An 18,153-nucleotide genomic window follows, 5' to 3' on the forward strand; every position below is an offset into this window, starting at 1 on the left:
TCCCACGGAGGCTGGACAGATGAACGACACGCCCTCGCTCGCGGCAGCCCCGCCCGTGCAGGCCACCCCCGTGGGGACAGTCGCGGCGAAGGGCTCGGACGGGCAGGGCGACTACCGCCCCGGTTATGAGATCGCGGCCGAGCGGATCCTCGAATTCATCGTCGAGGAGCGGCTGGAGCCGGGCGACCGGCTGCCCACGGAGCACGACCTCGCCCAGCGGTTGGACACCAGCAGGGCCGTCGTCCGCGAGGCGGTGAAGATCCTGTCGGCGCTCGGCCGCGTACGGGCGCACAAGGGCCGCGGACTGTTCGTCGCGGACGACGAGGGCATGCTCGTCACCAGCCGCTGGGGCGGCTTCTTCCGGCCGGTCGACCTCGACCACGTCCTCATGCTGTTCGAGTTCCGCAGGGTCCAGGAGACGGCCGCGAGCAGTCTCGCGGCCACCCGGGCCACGCCCGCCGAACTGCGTGCGATCGAACTGGCCGTGCAGGAGTGCCGGCACGGGTTCGTCCACGGCCAGGTCGACGTGTTCAACCAGGCGGACGACGACTTCCACACGGCCGTCGCCGCGGCCTCGCACAACACCTTCCTGGTCAGCGCGGTACGCGACGCACGACGCCTCCAGCGCCAGTCCAGCGCGATCGGGATCCACGACAGGCTGGGCGAGGGCACCCGGCTGGCGGTCGAGGAGCACGAGGCGATCTACCAGGCCATCCGCGACGGCCGGTCCGACGAGGCGGCCGAGGCCACGGCGGCCCATCTCGACAGGACACTGGAGGACTACCGCCGGGAGATCCAGCGGCGCATGTTCGGGTGACCGGCGAACGCGGGACCCGGCCGGATCGACGACTTCAGGCCGACCTCGCACGCGCCGAGCACCTCGCCGGCCGGCCCGTGCCGTTCGGCGAGGCGGGGTGTGCGGCGAGGTGCTCGGCGGGTGCTCGGGGGTGTGCGGCAGGGTGGGAGCCGTACCGCGCCCGGTCGGTTCAGGCGGTGACGGGCTCGTCGTCCAGGCGGAACCTCGGGTCACCGGGGACGGACGCGAGGAGCCGAGCGGTGTACGGGTGGTTCGGCTCGGCGAAGGTGGCCCCGGTCGGGCCGAGTTCCACCAGGTCCCCGTGCAGCAGGACCGCGACCGTGTCGCTGACGTGCCGGACGACGGCCAGGTCGTGCGAGATGAACAGCATCGTCAGCGAGAGCCGGCGGCGCAGATCCGCGAGGAGGTTGAGGATCTCGGCCTGGGTCGTCAGGTCGAGGGCCGAGGTGATCTCGTCGGCGATGACGAACCGGGGACTCGGTGCGAGGGCCCGCGCGATCGCCAGCCGCTGCCGTTGACCACCGGAGAACTCGTGCGGGTAGCGGCCCATGGCGTCGGGGTCGAGGCTCACCTGGCTGAGCAGCTCGGCGATCCGGGCCCGGACCGGCCCCACCCTGGCCCGGACCGGATCGAGTGCCTCGGCGAGCGACTGCGCGACGGTGCGCCGCGGGTCGAACGACGAGTACGGGTCCTGCGGAATCATCTGGACCGTCGAGGCGCCCGCCCGCCCACGCGCGGCGCGCAGCGGAGCGCCGTCCAGCAGGATCCGGCCGCTCGACGGCCGGTGGACACCGACGAGAGTCCGCGCGAGCGTCGTCTTGCCCGACCCGGACTCGCCGACGAGGGCGAGGGTGCTGCCCCGGGGGATCTCGAACGAGACTCCCTTGAGCACCCTGCGGGCGGCGCCGCCGTGGCCCAGCTCGACGGTGAGGTCCTCGACGCGCAGCAGCGGGCCCGCCGGGTGTGGGTCGGCTGCGGTGACTGCGGCTGACATCAGCGGCTCCCTTCCGCGGCCGCTGGGCGGTCCGCGGCCGTCTCGGAAAGGTGGTCCGGCGGTGCGCCGTTCGGCTGCGCCGCGTGCGCGTCGGCCGTCCACCGGACGGCGCTGAGCGTCCCGCCGGCCTCGACCGCGGCGGGCGTCGCCGCCAGCAACGCGCGGGTGTACGGGTGGGTGACCGTCCCCCGGCGCAGGTCGCTGCCTGTCGTGCGGTCGACGACCCGGCCGCCGTGGAGCACCAGGACCGTGTCGCAGAGCACGCCGACCACGCCGATGTCGTGCGAGATGAACAGCATCGCCGTGCCGTGCTCGCGGTTGATGCGCCGGAACTGGCGCAGCACCTCCGCCTGGACGGTCACATCGAGGGCCGTCGTCGGCTCGTCGGCGATGAGGAGCCGCGGGTTCGTCGTCATCGCGGAGGCGATCGACGCGCGCTGGAGCATGCCGCCGCTCAGCTCGTGCGGGTGCTGGCGCAGCCGCCGCTCCGGCTCGGTGACGTGGATGTCGGCGAGGGCGCGGACCATGTCCCGCGTCGCCTCGCGCCGGGGCGTCCCCAGATGCACCCGGGCCACCTCGGTGAGCTGGGCGCCCAGCCTCAGCGCGGGGTTGAACGTACCGATCGGGTCCTGGTAGACGACGCCGATCTCGGTCGCGAGGCGTCGCTCCGGCGGTGTGCCGAGCAGGTCGAGGTCACCGAGGGCGAGGCGCGACGCGTGCGCCCGCACCCCCTCGGGGAGCAGGCCGGCGACCGCCATGGCGATGGTGGACTTGCCCGAGCCCGACTCCCCGACGAGGCCGACGATCTGGCCGGCTCCGATCGTGAACGACACGTCGTCGACGAGGGTCCGGTCACCGGCCCGCACGGTCAGCCCGGCGACGGTCAGCAGACCGTCCTGCTCCGCTTCGGCCGCCGCACCCGCGCCGCCCGAGACCCGAAGGGCCTGAGCTGCCCGTGCGGGGGCGGGCGGTTCCGCCGCGTCCGCCGCCTCGCTGGTCGCGGATGCTGTGCCACGGGTTCGCGGGTCGACGAGTGAGGCCACGCCGTCCCCGAGGAGCATGGCGCCCACACCGGTGACGATGAGCATGATCGACGGAGCGAGGACGACCGACGGTTGCGCGAAGATCGACGGCAGCGCCTCGTTGAGGAGCCGGCCCCAGTCGTACTGCGGGCTCTGCACACCGAGACCGACGAACGACAGACTGCTGATGTCCAGCAGGGACAGGGTGAAGCTCGAACTGAGGAGCACCAGCAGCGGCCCGCTGATGTTCGGCAGGACGTGCCGGCCCAGGATGCGCGGGCCGGGAACGCCGAGCAGCCGCGCGGTGAGCACATAGTCCTTGTCCGCAACGGTCGCCGCGAGATTCGCCGTCAACCGTGCGAACCCGGGGACGCCGGCGACGGCGATCGCGACGATCGCGGACACCGTGCCCGGACCGAGCACCGCCGCGATGACGAGGGCGAGGACGAGCGAGGGGAACGCCACCGCCGAGTCGATGAGCCGCAGACAGGTCTCGCGCAGCCAGCCGGGGGTCAGATGGACCAGCGCGCCGATCGCGACGCCGACGACGAACGAGGCGGCGGTGGCCGCGGCGGCCATGAGCAGCGTGAGCCGGGTCGCGACGAGCGCCCGGGCCAGGACGTCACGGCCGAAGGCGTCGGTGCCGAGGAGATGCTCGGCACCCGGCCCCAGCCGGGCGTCGTCGGTGAGGGTCTCGGCGGAACCGCTCAGCAGCGGCGGGGCCACGAGGGCCACGACGACAAGCAGGCCGAGTATCACGGCGCCGGACAGCAGCGACGGGTTGCGGCGCCACCGGCGCACGGTCGCGTCAGTGGCCACGACGACCTCCCTCGAGAGTGCGCGGGTCGACGATGCCGAGGACGACGTCGACGAGGAGGTTGACGAGCAGGGCGAGCATGCCGACGACGAGGATGATGCCCTGGATCACCGGATAGTCCTTGTAGATGATCGCCTGGACGACCTCGGTGCCGAGCCCCGGGTAGGTGAAGACGTTCTCCAGGATGATCGTCCCGCCCAGCAGGGACGTGAGGACGAGTCCGCTGAGGGTGAGGACACTCGTCACCAGGTTGGGCAGCGCGTGGCGGAGGTGGAGGCGCACGGATCCCAGACGGTGGCCGCGGGCGGTCCGCATGTAGTCCTGGGCGAGCACCGACGCCGTCTCCTGCCGGACGACCCGCGCGATGGCGAAGGCCGGCCCGACGCAGAGCGCGGCGATCGGCAGGACGAGCGCGCTCGGTGTCGTGGCGCCCCCGGACGGCAGCAGCCCGAGGCTGATCGAGAACAGGACGATGAGGAGGGTCGCGACGACGTAGACCGGCGCCGACGCGAGGAGCCCGGCCACCGTGCCGAACGCGACGCCGAGCCGGCGACGGCGTCCGTCACGGGTGAGGACACCGACGGTCATCCCCAACGGGACGGCGATGACCAGGGACAGCAGGACGGCCGGGATGACGAGCTGGACGGTGTACGGCAACCGGGTCGCGACGATGTCCGCGACCGGGGTGTCGAACCGGAACGAGGTGCCGAGCCGCCCGGACGCGATGTCGCCGAGATAGTGGACGAACCGCGTCGCCAACGGCTCGTCCAGGCCCAGCCGTTCGCGTATCGCCGCGAGTGTCGCCGGCGACGAGTTGGTGCCGGCGATCGCGCGGGCCGGGTCCCCCGGCAGCAAGGGCACGATGAGGAACGTCACCAGGACCAGCAGCAGCATGGACATCAGCAGTCCGCCCGCCCGGCGGACGGCGAACCCTGCCCAGCCCCCGCCCAGCCGCAGCCGGGTGACGCGCCGGACCGGTGCGGTCGGCAGCTGCCCGGTCGGGACCGCCGCCCCGGCACTCACAGCGCCCCCGCGAGCACCGCGTCGTCCGGACGCCGCTCGTGCCAGCGGAACCGTGGTTCGAGCTGGGCCGACAGGCGCAGCAGCGTCGCCTCGTCGTAGGGCGCGCCGACGAGTTGCGCGCCGACCGGCAGTCCGTCCCCGGTCGTGTGGACGGGCAGGGAGATGGCGGGCAGCCCGGCGATGTTGACGAACGCGGTGAACGAGACCATGCGGGTCTCGGTGGTCCGCGGACCGTCCGGGTCGGAGTTCGCCTCGTCGTACACGGGGCCGACCGGCGGGGCCACGACCGCCGTGGTCGGGGTGAGGAGGACGTCGAAGTCCCGGCCCCACTGGGCGACCACGTCGCGTGACTCGGCCTGCAGGCGCGCCGCCGTCCGGGCGTAGTCGCCCGCGCTGACCTCCAGGGCCGTCTCCCGGCGGCGCCGGATGTACGGATCGAGGGCGTCGGGATCGTCCACCTCGATGGCGTAGGTGGAGGCACTGATGATCGTCCAGGTGAAGCCCATGATCGCCTCGTACGAGAACATCCTCGGGCGGGCCTCGACGACATCGTGCCCCAGGTCGCGCAGGGCCCGCGCCGCCGTGAGCGCCGCCGTGCGGCACTCCTCGTCGACCGGCAGCCCGGTCGGCGCGTCGAGGAGCAGTCCGATCCGCAGCCGCCCGGGGTCGGCACCGACCTCGTCGAGGTAGGGGCGCACCGGTTCGGGCGCGCTGTACCAGGCGAGCCGGTCGGCACGGCCCATGACGTCGAGCATGAGGGCCGTGTCACGCACCGTGCGCGTGATCGCGCCCTCGGTCGTCGAGTGCTCCCAGGCCCGGATGAACGCGGGCACGCGTCCCCGGCTCGGCTTGAGGCCGACGAGGCCGGTGACGGACGCCGGTACCCGGATCGACCCGCCGCCGTCGCCGGCGTGTGCCACCGGGGCGAGCCCCGCCGCGACCGCCGCCGAGGCGCCGCCGCTCGACCCGCCGGAGGTGTGCGCCAGGTTCCACGGATTGCGCGTCTTGCCGTGCCGGGCGTTCTCCGTGACGGTCAGGGCGCCGAACTCCGGCGAGTTGGTCCGGCCGAGGGGGATCGCCCCGGCGTCGAGGAGGAGCTGGACGTCGGGGTCCGTGGCCGTCTGCGGGGTGTCGCGGATCGCCAGCGACGACATCGTGTTGGGTTGTCCCGCGACGGAGCTGAGGTCCTTGATGGGGACGGGGACGCCGTGGAGCGGGCCGAGCGGGTCGCCGCGCAGCACCGCCCGCTCGGCCCGGACGGCCGCCGCGCGTACGGCGTCGGCGTCGAGCCAGACGACGGCGTTGACGGCGGGATTGATCCGTTCGATGCGGTCGAGGTAGGTCTCGGCCACCTCCACCGGGCTGACCTCTTTCGCGCGGATGAGGTCGGCGATCTGCTGGGCGCTGCTGAAGGGGTCGATCACCAGGGGACTCCTGTCGGGTGCGAGGGTCTCGGGTCGGGGCTCCGAAGAGGCGCGGGCGTCTCCGTGCCGGACGGTGTCGTCGGGCCGCGTGGGCCTCCGCCGGGCACGGGGCCTCCGCCTCCTCCGGGTAAGGGGGCATCGGCCGCGTGCGGGCCGCCTCCGGGCGAACGGTGGCTGTCTCAGCCGGTGATGCGCAGGATGGGGTCGTCGAGCGAGCCGCCGAGCATCCGTGCGCTGAATCCCTCGCGCAGTGCGTAGATGAACGGGTCGTTGACCAGCGGCACCGCGTCCACCCGCGAGATCAGCGCCTTGGCGGCCTTCTGGTAGGCGGCGCAGCGGGCCCCTTCGTCCGTCGCTTCGGCGCCCCGGGCGAAGGCCCTGTTCAGCTCGGGGTTCTTCACCGCGCCGAGGTTGCCGCCGCCTTCGGGGACGGTCGGGCCCACGAAGTGGGCGAGCGGGTTGGCCAGGCTGCCGAGGAAGTTGAGGTCGGCGAAGACGGTGAGGTCCCAGGCGTCGGGCTTGCCGAACACGGTCCCGACCCAGGCCCCGACGTCGACGTTGGCGAGGGTGACGTCCGCGCCCGCGGCCCGCAGCGCCTCCTGGATGTACTGGTTCCCGGCGCCGGCGGGCCCGACGACCTGGGGGCCGACGAGACGGATCTTCCTGCCCTTGAGCACGGAGGCCGCCGCGGCCTTGTTCTTCGGCACGAGGAAGGAGGAGTCGGGGTCGTTGCAGGGGATGCCCTTCTGCACGAACATCGTCGACGGCTCACCCGTGTCCTTCGAGACGACCTTGGTGAAGGCGGCGCGGTCGACGGCCTGGGCGACGGCCCGGCGGGTGGCGACGTCCGCGAAGACCATGCCGGGCCGTTCGTTGAAGAGCAGGTAGAAGTCGGAGAACCGGCTGATGCTCACGCTGTGGCCGCCCACACCGTCGAAGCGCGGGATGCCGGAGGCATCGATCTTGCCGATGTCGAGCTGGCCGCTCGTCACCAGGTTGCCGGTCGCGGTCGGGTCGGGGGAGACCAGGTACTCCAGCGTCGCGGCGACCTTGCCGGGGATCTTCGTACGCCAGGCCGGCCACGCCTTGTACTCCGGGCGCAGCGTGTAGGAGTACGAGACACCGGACTGGGACTTCCGCAGCAGGTACGGCCCCGACTGGGACCCCTTCGCCTTCCCGGCGGCGAGGGCCTTGAGGTCTTTGAGGCCGGCGGGGCAGACGATGCCGGTGCTCGCGACCGACAGGCCGGTGACCATGTCCCCCCACGGATCGGCGAGCGTGATCTTCACCGTTCGCGCGGAGTCGTCGGCGCTCACCTTCACCTTGTTGCCGGGCCCGAAGACCGTGGGCAGGTCGGGCGCCGCCGTCTTCGGGTCGATGTAGCGGTCGAGGGAGTCCTTGACGACCGACGGCGTGATCGGTGTCCCGTCGGTGCAGGTCGCGTCGGTGCGCAGGGTGAACGTGGCCGAGGTCGGCGTGCTCTTCCACCGGGTGGCCAGCCCGCCGACGAGCCCGCCGTCGTCCTTGCGCACGAGGGTGTCGTAACTGTTCCGGGCGAGTTGGTAGTCCGGCAGGGACAGGGCCTTGGCGGGGTCGAAACTCGCCGGCACGTCGATCGTCGTCCGGATCCTCGTCGCCGCGGCGGCATCGCCGCCGCTCGGGTCTGCGGACGTGGACCCCGTGGTGGTACAGCCGGCGAGGACGGCCGTCACGGCGACGGCCGCGGTCACGGGGACCGCACGGGTACGGATCTGGCGCATGGGTGCTCCTGGAGAGGGATGTCGCACTCCGCACAGGTCGCACGGGAGCGGGCGGGAAGAGCGCGAGCAGTCGGGGCTGGAGGCGGTGCGCGCGGCGCTCGGTGGACGCGGGGAGAGCGAACCGTGGAGCGCTCGGTGGGGAGAGGATGCCGCCTAGTGAACGGCGTAGTCAATAGCGTTAACTATCTTTGCGCGCACCGGCACCGGCGCGGATCTCGGCCGCGAAAACGCTGCTGGAAGGCGGTGGCGAAGGCTGACGCGTGTCAGTCGCGGATCGGGGGCGCGGTGCGGCGAGTCGGGGCGTGGTGCCCCGGATCAGTCGCGTAGAGCCGCGGGTCAGTCGCGTGGAAGTGTCGCCGCCTCGGCCTCCAGGGCCGAGAGGAGGATGCTCGTCTGCCGCTGGAAGACATCGGTCATGTCCATGCTGCGCAGATACTCCTTCGCCGCCTCGGCGTAGGGGTACGCGTCAGGGTCCGCCGGCTGGTACTCCTGCACCCAGTTCACCTCGGCACCGAACCGCTGGTTGACCAGTCGCCAGGCGTTGTTGCTGGCGACGGCGAGGAGGAAGTTCGAGAACGCCTGGTAGTGCAGGACGGCCGCCCGGCCGCGCCAGCCGCCGCGGTGGAACGCCTCCAGCACGGCGTCGACGGCACGCAACTCGTGCACGCCCCGGGTGACCCGGCCCATGCAGAGCGCGGCGGCCGCGGGGTGGTCCAGCGCGGTGTTCCAGGCGCGGGTCGCCAGGTCCCGCAGCGACTCGGTCCACGACTCGTGCGGCTCGTACCCCTCCAGGGAGATCCGGTCGAGCTCGTCCGCGACGGCGACCATGATGTGGTCGCGGCTCGCGAAGTACCGGTAGACCGCGGTCGCTGAGGACGACAGTTCCTTGCCGAGCCGCTGGAAGGTCAGCGCGTCCGGCCCGTCCTCGTCGAGGATCCGCAGCGCGGTCGCCACGATGAGCCCCCGGGAGAGGGTCCCCCGCTGCAGCCGCTTCGTCGACCGGCCTCCGGCAACCGCCACGCGAACGCCTCCCTGGGACAGACTGCGAGTACACCAGCCTAAGCGACTGACGCCGAGCGGGATCTCATGGGCCCGTCACGGCCACGGCCACGGCCAGGGCCTTGGCTGCGGTCGCGGTCACGGTCGCGGTCGCGGTCACCGTCACCGGAGCGTCGTGATGGAGGGGGAGAGGCCGAGGGGCGGGCGAGCCCGGGCCCGGGGGTGGCGTGTCCTGCGTCACTGTCGGGGGCCGCTGGGCAACCCTTCCGGCGCCGAGATCCTCTCCTTGGCATGAAGATCCTCAAGAGACGGCCCCGATTACTCATACTCCTGACCCTGGCCGTGGCTTCGGCTATAGCGATGACCGTCATCCTGGTCGTCCAGGCGAACAAGATGCAGACCCTCTCCCCGCGTGAGGAACGTGACCGGGTCGCGTTGGCGGCGGGCGCACCGTCCGGGCAGTCGGACTGCCGGCGGCTCAAGTGCGTCGCGCTCACCTTCGACGGCAACCCGGGCGAACCCACCGCCCGACTGCTGGACCTCCTGAAGGAGTACCAGGCGCCCTCGACGTTCTTCCTCGAAGGCCGACGCCTCCACGCGTTCCCGGATGTGGTGCGGCGGATCGACGAGGAGGGCCACGAGATCGGCAACCACACATGGACGCACGCGGTGCTGACGGATGTCTCCGACACGCAGATCCGCGACGAGCTGCGCCGCACGACTCGGGCCATCTCACGCATCACGGGCGGCGAGCCGACGCTGATGCGCCCGCCGCAGGGCCGCACCGACGACCGCGTCTCCAAGATCTCGAAAGAGCTGAGGATGGCGCAGGTGCTGTGGACGGTGACCGCGAAGGACTACGAGACGGACGACTCCGCGCTCATCACCGAACGCGTGCTCGCGGGCGCCGACCGCGACGGGATCATCCTGCTCCACCCGCTGCACAAGGGCACCGTGCCGGCCATGCCGTCCATCCTGAAGGCCCTCAGCGACCAGGGCTACACCTTCGTGACCGTCTCCCAACTGCTCGCTCCGGCCAAGCCCGTGCCCGGGGCGATCTACAAGTGACAGCCTGACGGACGTTCAGGCCGGCCATGGGACGAGCCGTTCACTGCCGTGGAACCGCTGTGGGTGTCGGCGCCGGCACTCCCGCCGTCATACGCGCGGACCGCGGTTCGTTCTCCACGGCCAGTTCCCCGAGGGTGACTTCGGGTCCCTGCCGGTCGCGCCCGTCCGGTGCGACGGTGGCGGTGAAGGTGAAGCACCCGGTCACCAGTGTCTCGCCGGAGAGGAAGCCCCCGGGGCCGATGCCCAGCAGCTCTGCCGTCACGGTGACTTCGGAACCGTGCCGCTCGGTCCTGACCAGGCCCTGAGCCGGCTTTCCCGGAGGGAGAACCCGAGCGATCTCGCTGTCGTCCAGCACACCGTCGGCCGCCGCCCCGGCGAGCTCTTCCCGCCGGGTCTCGGCACCACTCCGCAGGTCGGCGCGGGCCTCTGCCTCGGCGCGGTCGTCCGCCGTGGCCAGCCAGATCCACAGCCCGATGACGTACACGAGAAGCAGGACGAGCACCGCCAGGCAACCGTTGAACAGACACCCCCCGGCCGTTCCGCTCCGCGCCCCGTCACGTCTCCCCATGACCCGAGCATGCCGGTGCCCGGACAGGCCGGGGGGCACCAGTCCAAGCCGTTACGCACTCCGCCCCGGCCCGCGCGACCTTGCCGAACCGCTGCGCCGAGTCGGCGGGTACGGCTGGTCAGCAGGCGTCCTCTCGTGTGACCGGGTCCCCGACACCGATCGTGCCCGGTGCGGTCACGGTGCCCAGGGCGTCCAGGCGCATGGCGTGTGCCCGGGCGATGGTCTTCAGCACGAGCGGGGAGTGCGGCAGGTCCTGCTGGGACTCGTTGACCATGACGCAGCGCTCGCTGGAGCGCTCGAACGTCACGCACACCGTGGTGCCGATACGGACCGTGGAGCCGAGCCACTGGTCCTCCACGAACGCGGGGGTGCCCGGCGGCGTACGGATGAGGAGGTTGGGCCGGAACCGGCGCTCGTCGACCGGAACTCCCGCCAGGGCGGTGCGCATCCAGTCGAGGGTGGCGGTGCTCAAAACGCTCAGCGGAAGCTGGTCGAAGTGCGAGACGGCCCCCTCGCGGGCCACCTCGACGTCGTCGCGCCGCAGGTAACGGCGCACGTAGGCGGTGGCGTCGCCCACCGGCACGCCGTCCGGGTCGAGCACCTCGGGCTCGGCCGGCCGTTCCGCTTGCGGGTAACGGGAGCTCAGCCGCAGCAGACCGGGCATGCGCCGGAACCTACGGGTGTTCTTGCCCGAGCCGAACTTGCCCTCGGCGTCCCGCACGGCGTACAGCCGGTCACCCACCAGACCCCGCTCGTCCACATCGGCCGACGCCAGCTGTTCGCCTCCCATGGACTTGATCGGGTACCGCCAGATCCGCTCGATGGTGCCCAGCCTCATCCCCACCCCCTTCTCCCGGCCGAACGGTCGGCTCGGCACATCCGGAACACTCAATCGGCTGGCACGGCCACGCGCAGGCCGAAGCCGATCAGTACGACGCCGGTCACGCGCTCCAACGCGAGACACACGCGCGGCCGTTCGAAGAGGGAGCGGGCCGCGGACACCGCGTGGCCGACACCCGCCGCCAGGCGAGGCTCAGCGCCGCACGCACCAGGACCAACAGGTCCGCGACACGGACGACCTCCCTCCGCCCCGAGGCGATCGCGTGCTGGGTGACAACCGCCACGCCGGGCCCCTACCACCGGCTTTTCGGCCCTGACCGAAAGGGCGAGCGGATATGCCCCGTTGGTCGGCACTCTTCGGTACAGGGTTGCACTGAAATGAAGGGGCGCACGGGAAACCCGATCCCTGGACGCTGCAGATCCGCCAGTGCCCCTCCTGACGCACGGCAGAACACCAGGTCTTGCCCTCTCCTCACCTGAAGGTCGATGACACCATGCGTTGCACTGCCTCCACCAAGGCCACCGCTGGCCACAGACACAGGAGCCTTCTCGCCTCGGTCACGGCGATCCTCGCCCTGACCTTCGCCGGCGCATCGTTCTCCCCTTCGGCGGCGGCCGCGCCGGCACGCGCCGACGACACCTCGGCCGTCGGACGTACAAGCGTTGTCGTGCCCGCCGACGTCACCGCCGGGGTCGCCGTCTTCGATCGGCAGACCGGCCGTTTCACCGAGCAGTTGAACACGAGCAAGCAATTCCGTTCGGCCTCGATCGTCAAACTGCTGATGGTCCTGGACTACTTCAGGAACCGGGGCCCCGACTACACCGTTCCGCCCGCCGACCGCGCCTGGCTGCAACCCATGCTCCGCAGCAGCGATGACGACGCGGCCAACTACTACTGGTCGAACCACGGCTATACGTCGATCGTCACGCGAATGGACGACGATCTCGAACTCAGCGACACGGAGCCCCCTGCCGACCCGAATTACTGGGGCTACACCGCCATGTCGGCCCGCGACACGGTGACGATCTACCGCTACATCCTTGACGAAGCCCCCGCGCCCGTACGCACCTTCATCATGGACAACCTTCGTCAGTCGACCCGCTGCGCGTCGGACGAATTCGACCAGCACTTCGGAATCGCCGGGGCCTTCAACCGTCCATGGGCCGTGAAGCAGGGGTGGTCGGGCGACTCGTTCCCGGAGGGCACATGCGGCCCCACGAGCGCGCTCTCGTCAGGGGCGGCGGCCGACGCCGGTCCCACCGCCGCGACCGTGGACCTGACGCACCCGGCCCTGCATTCCACCGGCACCGTCGGCGCCGGTGACCGCTCCATCGTGGCCGTCTACACACTGCACCCGGTCGGTACTTCCTACGGAAAGGCTTTCACCGACATCGGTCGACTGACGCGTTCCCTGAACGTTCCCGGTGGCATCGCGCCGTCCGGGAAATGGTACGGAACATGGAGTTCACAGGTCAGCGTCCGCAGCGAACCGCGCATCGGGAACAACGTGCTGACCCGACTGCCCGCAGGGGTGGAAGTACTGGTGGGCTGCCAGAAAAAGGGCCAGTCCGTCTCCGTACCCCCGTACACCAACGACTGGTGGGCGTATCTACCGCAGTACGGCGGCTACATCTCCAACATCTACATCAGTCATCCGGACAATCAACTGCCGGATGTCCCCCTGTGCTGAGGGCCAACCATCCCGTACGGACTTCTCGAGGAGCGTGAACGACTTGGGGGCACCGCCCGGTTGCGGCTTGCCCTCCTTGCGCCCCACGACCCGATAGCCGGCGTCGAGGTAGTACGCACTCAAGCGGGCGTTGGTGGCCAGGCAGTCCAGACGCGCCAGGGGTCGCCCCGCCTCGGCCACACGTCGCTCCGCGACGCGCAGGAGGTCCCGCCCCGTACCGGGCGGGACCTTCCCGTGGTCCACCATCAGCCGGTGCACATAGCCGGCTGTCGGTGGTTGCGGCCCCCAGGCGTCCTCGTCCTCCCACCAGAGCTCCCAAGCCCCGACGACATGACCGGCAGCCTCCGCGAGCCATACCTCTCCGCTCTCCATGATCCGCCGGAAGTGGTCCCCGCCCAGCTCACCAGGCTGCCACTGACCAACGACGCCTTGGGCGAGCATCCAGCGGGCCGCGTCGTCACGCAGACGGACGAGGGCGGTGAGATCGGCGTCGCCGGCGAGACGGAAGCGTAGATCGTTCACGCCGGGATCTTCGCACAGGCGTCCGCCCGCATCGGACGGCCGCAAGGGGCCCTTCCGCGGAAGAAGCCTGGGCGGCGAGCATCGTCAGTAGACGATGGAGACGATCTGGCACGCGGCGTCGGCGAGCCGACGATCTTTTCGCACATGGCCGCGGGAAAGCGCATCCGCAGGCTCGATGTTCCGCGTAGCCAATCGCCAGACGGTCTCTGTATCCATCAGTACGGTGGCGGTTGGCCTGCCGCTCGGCGCTTCGGCCAACGACCATCGCTCCTCGGTGGCAGTCGCCGTCCAGCTGCCCCCGCCCGGGCCCTCGGCGATCACCTGGACCTGCGTCCCGATCGGCGCCGACACGCCTCGGAGCGTGTGAGGCAAGGCCCTCATGAAGGTATCGAGGACCAGGGCCAGGCCCCGCGGTTCCGGGTCGGTGTCGCAACCGACGGCGTGGCGGATCTGCTGCCGGTGAGTCCAGTGCTCGGTGAACTCCCGGGCGATGTCCAGCCACGCCGGCGCGGGGTCGACGCCCGCCCACGACACGCCCAGCGCGGCCGAGTCGAGGCTGGCTGTGGCGAATCGCTGGGCCAGCTGCGTGCCTGCCGCTGCCAGGGCGTCGATGAGCGAAGCAGGGTCGTCATCGGCGTGCAGTTCGACCCATTCCTGATTCGTGCGGTGAATGAACGCCTCGAGCGTCTCGCCGGCGGCGAAGCCGTTCCGGTATCCGTGGCCGAGGCGGCCGTAGTAGTCACCGAGGAGATGGGCGGCAACGTCGTGCACCTCCAGCGCCCGGCCGCCCTCCTGCTCCAGCCGGAGGGTGTCAGACCACGCAGGGTACCGAGCAGCGACCTGAGTTCGGGACCGAACAGCGCACGCGCGTCGATCGGGTTGCCCAGCCACGAAATGCCGGACACGCCATTGAACTGGGGACTCATGGCCACAGCGTGTCAGCCTCCTGAGCGGGCCCGGGCCCGGGTCGGCTGACGTCCATATCCGACGTCGCACTGAGCGGCATCCCGGGACCGGCCCCGAAAACGGTGCACCCCGGTCATCCACCATCCCGGCCACCCATGAGACATGGCATGTCTGCGGGAAATTGAATGCCCTCTTAGTGGTGTGAAACCGCACATTCCGTCCAGCCGTCGATCGCTTTCATCCTCTTACCCGTTGACACGGGGTGGTCACTTCGTCGAACTTCATGCGTAACATCCGGCGCCTCGGGGCACAGAGGGAGCCCGCGCTCAAAGGTCTGGCACCGAACGTCGGGCACTCGAATGTCGGGCACTGAACGCCCTCGGCCCGCTGCCTGTCCTCCTTCACCTGCCTCGTCCCCGACCAACAAACCACCCCGAACTGGGAGTCACCCATGTCGTCAGGAAGACTGTCCCGTCGCACGCTGCTGGGTGCCGCGGGCGCCGCTGTGGCGGCGACCGCGCTGCCCGTGCTCCCCGCACTGTCACCCCTGCTGGCGGAAGCGGCTGCGGCGGACCCCCAGACCAACCTGGAGAACTTGGCGAACATGCGGTTCGGCATGTTCAACCACTTCAGCCTGGGCACGTTCACCAACCAGGAGTGGGCCGCCCCGAACCAGGACCCCGCTCTGTTCGCCCCCACGGCCGTGGACTGTGCCCAGTGGGCGGCCGCCGCTGCGGCGGCGAAGATGAGCTACGGCATCCTGACGACCAAGCACCACGACGGCTTCGCGCTGTGGCCGAGCGCCTACGGCACCCAGAACGTCGCCAACAGCTCCTACAAGCAGGACGTGGTGAAGGCGTACTGCGACGCCTTCCGCGCGAAGGGCCTGAGGGTCGGGCTCTACTACTCGATCTGGGACCGCACCTTCGGCGTCGAGGCGTGGGAGAGCCGGCACAAGGTGTCCGGGCTCGAGATCACCGATGCCATCCAGCCCGCCGACATGACCTTCATACTCGGGCAGATCACCGAACTGCTCACCAACTACGGCACCATCGACATGTTCATCACCGACGGCTACGCGTGGCAGATGGGACAGCAGGCCGTCTCCTACCAGCGCATCCGCGAGCACGTGAAGTCGCTCCAGCCGGACATCATCATGATCGACCATGGTGCCCTGTCGGTGCCGTGGCTCGGCGACGCCATCTACTTCGAGGAACCGCTGGGCGTCTCGGCGCCGGCCGGCAACACCTACGCCGCCACCCAGGGGCAGACGATCAGCAACGGCTGGTTCTGGCACCCGACCACGCCGACCGAGAGCCTGATGAGCAAGGACGCCATTCTGTCCCACCTGGCGGACCTCGAACCGAAGTACACCTCGTTCATCCTCAACTGCCCGCCCAACCGCAACGGCAAGCTGGACACCAACATCGTCAACCGACTCGCCGAAGTCGGAGCAGCCTGGAGCCCCAACACCTCCCGCCCGCCCCTGCCGACACAGCCACTGCGCGCCGAACACCCCGTGACACCCGTCAACGCCTACGCCACCGCGTTCCGCGCGGGTGAGGGCCCGCTCAACGCCATCGACGGGCTGAGCGACAAGGGGTACGAGACCTGCTGGTCGACGTGGGGACTGCCCAACGCCCTGCCGCACTCGATCACGATCGACCTGGGCGGGGTGTGGAGCAACGTCTCCACTCTGGAGTACCTGCCCAAGCAGTGGGGCCGCAGCGGCTCCACCGACGGTGACATCACCTCGTACACCATCTCCACCAGCACCGACGGCACGAACTTCACCCAGGTCGCCACTGGTTCCTGGGCCGGCGACCGCGCCACCAAGGTGGCCGAATGGCCCGCCCGTGATGTGGGCTTCGTACGGATCCGGGCCAACGCGGCCACCGGCGGCTACGCCAACATGGGCGGCGTGAGGATCGGTGGCCGGACGGCCAAGCCGGCTCTGGTGTCCACCACGCTGCCCGGCGACGGCACCGTCTACCGGCTGGTCGCCCGGCACAGCGGCAAGGTCGCCGACGTGGAGGGCGGTGGCACCGCGAACAACACCAACGTGCTCCAGTGGCCATGGCTCAACAAGGCGAACCAGAAGTGGACGTTCACCAGTACCGGCGACGGCTACTACAAGGTCAAGGGTGTGGGCAGCGGCAAGCTCATGGAGGTCGCGGGACTCTCCCGCGTGGACGGCGGCAACGTCGGCATCTGGTCGGACGCCGCCGCCCCCCAGCAGCACTGGGCCGTCACGCCCACCGGTGACGGCTACTACGTCCTCATCAACCGCTACAGCGGCCTCTGCCTCGCCGTGGACGAGGGCGGCACCGCCGACGGAACCAACATCGAACAGCAGCCATACGCGTCACTGGCGCGGCAGCAGTGGCAGATCATCGCCGTCTGACGTCCCTCCCAACGACGGGCGTCACCTCAACCGACGCCCGTCGCCGGACTACCGAGCGACACCGCCACCCGCTGTCTTCTTGGCGCCCCCGACAAGAAGCCATTCAGTCGGCGTGATTCTGCGGCGGCCTGGGGTGATGCCTGCTGCGCTTGTCGAGCGGACGGCGCTGGAAGACCTGTGGACGCTGTTCCAGCGGGTGGTGCCGCCCCCACCAGTTCGCCCGCGGGGTGGGGGCATCGTCGGAGAGGGGACCGTGAGGTGTTGGCCGCGATCATTTTCATGGCCGACACCGGCTGCACTTGGAACCAACTGCCACCCGGCTTCGGACTGTCGGGCGTCACCGCCTCCCGCCGGTTCACCGCGTGGACCGAGGCCCGGGTGTGGGCCAAGCTCCCTCCCTCCGGCGGCCTCCTTGGCCAGGGCGGCGTACGAAGCTGACGCAACGAAGTTCGGAAGGGACCACATCCGAACGGACAAGAGGCGGCACACCCTGGCCGCGGCGCTCAACCATCTGGGCCTGCACGCCGAAGCCGTCGAACTTCTGCGCCATACCCTCGCACACCGCGGTCGAGCACTGGGGGAGGGGCACTACTTCACCCTGCAGACCAAGATCAGCCTGGGAATGGCGCTCAGCCATCCGGACAGCACGACGAGGCCATCGCGCTGCTGCGGGAGACCGTCGACCAGCGTGTGCGGATCCTGGGACCCGACCACTCCCTGACGCTGGTCAGCGACAACAGTCTGGCCAACGCGCTCAGCGGCGCGGGCCGTTGCGCCGAGGCCGCGCGGATCCACCAGCAGACGCTCCAGAAGCGGCTCGCCGCTTTCGGCCCCGACCATGAGTCGGTCCTGCAGAGCAGGAACAACCTGGCAACCGCGCTCAACGGGATGGGACAGTACGACGAAGCAGCCGCGATGCTCGGCGAGACGCTGCGGCAGCGTGAGATCGTCCTCGGTCCCGACCACCCACGCACCCTCGACACCCGTCAGAACCTCGCCCGCGCCCTCTTCCACCTGGGACAGCGCACCGAGCCTGCCGCCCTGCTGCGGCAGACCCTGGCAGGGCGTGAGCGTGCCTTCGGCCCCGACCACACCGCGACGCTCACCGCACGCGAGCTCCTCGCGACGGTCGAGGCCGCGAGGGCCTCAGGCGTCTGCCGACGGTGGCGTCGACGACCGGACCGTACGACGCCCAATCCATGAACGACCGGAGCCCCGGAGACCGGGTGTGCCCGCCGGTCCGCTCGTCCTCCAACGGTGCGGCAAGCGCTTGATCAGCTCCGACGCAGAGCCGCAGG

13 protein-coding genes and 3 pseudogenes are annotated in these 18,153 nt (G+C 70.6%); 6 read left to right on the plus strand and 10 right to left on the minus strand.

Features of this window, described 5'->3' with window-relative positions; genetic code table 11:
• Positions 1–19: 19 nt before the first annotated feature.
• On the plus strand, positions 20–817 hold the full coding sequence (locus ACZ4Z2_RS24680) for a FadR/GntR family transcriptional regulator (RefSeq protein ID WP_468078827.1): 798 nt from the start codon (positions 20–22) through the stop codon (positions 815–817).
• Between the two features lie 169 nt (positions 818–986).
• Here ACZ4Z2_RS24680 and ACZ4Z2_RS24685 read toward each other — a convergent pair whose 3' ends face one another.
• From ACZ4Z2_RS24685 to ACZ4Z2_RS24710, 6 genes are all read right to left on the minus strand, one after another.
• On the minus strand, positions 987–1,811 hold the full coding sequence (locus tag ACZ4Z2_RS24685) for an ATP-binding cassette domain-containing protein (RefSeq protein ID WP_468078828.1): 825 nt from the start codon (positions 1,809–1,811) through the stop codon (positions 987–989).
• Positions 1,811–3,652 (minus strand): dipeptide/oligopeptide/nickel ABC transporter permease/ATP-binding protein, encoded by a 1,842-nt coding sequence (locus tag ACZ4Z2_RS24690; RefSeq protein ID WP_468078829.1) that lies wholly within the window; start codon positions 3,650–3,652, stop codon positions 1,811–1,813. The genes ACZ4Z2_RS24685 and ACZ4Z2_RS24690 overlap by 1 nt, the downstream gene beginning before the upstream one ends.
• The gene (locus ACZ4Z2_RS24695; RefSeq protein WP_468078830.1) at positions 3,642–4,673 is read right to left on the minus strand and encodes an ABC transporter permease; all 1,032 of its coding nucleotides are present in this window, start codon (positions 4,671–4,673) and stop codon (positions 3,642–3,644) included. The genes ACZ4Z2_RS24690 and ACZ4Z2_RS24695 overlap by 11 nt, the downstream gene beginning before the upstream one ends.
• Positions 4,670–6,097: an amidase gene (locus ACZ4Z2_RS24700; RefSeq protein WP_468078831.1), complete on the minus strand. Its 1,428-nt coding sequence runs from the start codon at positions 6,095–6,097 to the stop codon at positions 4,670–4,672. The genes ACZ4Z2_RS24695 and ACZ4Z2_RS24700 overlap by 4 nt, the downstream gene beginning before the upstream one ends.
• Positions 6,098–6,276: 179 nt before the next feature.
• The gene (locus tag ACZ4Z2_RS24705; RefSeq protein WP_468078832.1) at positions 6,277–7,857 is read right to left on the minus strand and encodes an ABC transporter substrate-binding protein; all 1,581 of its coding nucleotides are present in this window, start codon (positions 7,855–7,857) and stop codon (positions 6,277–6,279) included.
• 336 nt (positions 7,858–8,193) lie between these two features.
• Positions 8,194–8,877: a TetR/AcrR family transcriptional regulator gene (locus ACZ4Z2_RS24710; RefSeq protein WP_468078833.1), complete on the minus strand. Its 684-nt coding sequence runs from the start codon at positions 8,875–8,877 to the stop codon at positions 8,194–8,196.
• A gap of 270 nt (positions 8,878–9,147) precedes the next feature.
• Here ACZ4Z2_RS24710 and ACZ4Z2_RS24715 point away from each other — a divergent pair, with 270 nt between their 5' ends.
• Positions 9,148–9,924, plus strand: coding sequence for a polysaccharide deacetylase family protein (locus ACZ4Z2_RS24715; RefSeq protein ID WP_468078834.1), 777 nt, complete (start codon positions 9,148–9,150; stop codon positions 9,922–9,924).
• Between the two features lie 40 nt (positions 9,925–9,964).
• Here ACZ4Z2_RS24715 and ACZ4Z2_RS24720 read toward each other — a convergent pair whose 3' ends face one another.
• Both ACZ4Z2_RS24720 and ACZ4Z2_RS24725 read right to left on the minus strand, forming a co-directional pair.
• Positions 9,965–10,492, minus strand: a complete 528-nt coding sequence (locus ACZ4Z2_RS24720; RefSeq protein ID WP_468078835.1) for a hypothetical protein — start codon at positions 10,490–10,492, stop codon at positions 9,965–9,967.
• 118 nt (positions 10,493–10,610) lie between these two features.
• Entirely contained in the window at positions 10,611–11,330 is a 720-nt protein-coding gene (locus ACZ4Z2_RS24725) for an MOSC domain-containing protein (RefSeq protein ID WP_468078836.1), read from the minus strand.
• 496 nt (positions 11,331–11,826) lie between these two features.
• Here ACZ4Z2_RS24725 and ACZ4Z2_RS24730 point away from each other — a divergent pair, with 496 nt between their 5' ends.
• Positions 11,827–13,023 (plus strand): hypothetical protein, encoded by a 1,197-nt coding sequence (locus tag ACZ4Z2_RS24730; RefSeq protein WP_468078837.1) that lies wholly within the window; start codon positions 11,827–11,829, stop codon positions 13,021–13,023.
• Here the strand turns inward: ACZ4Z2_RS24730 and ACZ4Z2_RS24735 are convergent.
• A complete protein-coding gene (locus ACZ4Z2_RS24735) occupies positions 12,943–13,545 on the minus strand; it encodes a GNAT family N-acetyltransferase (protein WP_468078838.1) in 603 nt (200 codons plus the stop codon). The two genes, ACZ4Z2_RS24730 and ACZ4Z2_RS24735, sit on opposite strands and share 81 nt — an antisense overlap.
• 84 nt (positions 13,546–13,629) lie before the next feature.
• Positions 13,630–14,471 (minus strand): annotated as a pseudogene (locus ACZ4Z2_RS24740) (maleylpyruvate isomerase family mycothiol-dependent enzyme).
• Between the two features lie 431 nt (positions 14,472–14,902).
• On the opposite strand from ACZ4Z2_RS24740, the gene ACZ4Z2_RS24745 reads away from it, so the two are divergent.
• The 3 genes and pseudogenes from ACZ4Z2_RS24745 to ACZ4Z2_RS24755 form a co-directional block, all read left to right on the plus strand.
• The gene (locus tag ACZ4Z2_RS24745) at positions 14,903–16,855 is read left to right on the plus strand and encodes an RICIN domain-containing protein (protein WP_468078839.1); all 1,953 of its coding nucleotides are present in this window, start codon (positions 14,903–14,905) and stop codon (positions 16,853–16,855) included.
• A 136-nt stretch (positions 16,856–16,991) separates the two neighbouring features.
• Positions 16,992–17,248: pseudogene (locus ACZ4Z2_RS24750) on the plus strand (transposase); the annotation flags it as partial.
• 252 nt (positions 17,249–17,500) lie between these two features.
• Positions 17,501–18,058 (plus strand): annotated as a pseudogene (locus ACZ4Z2_RS24755) (tetratricopeptide repeat protein); the annotation flags it as partial.
• Positions 18,059–18,153 lie beyond the last annotated feature (95 nt).

This window comes from Streptomyces sp. NPDC030183, assembly GCF_055573455.1.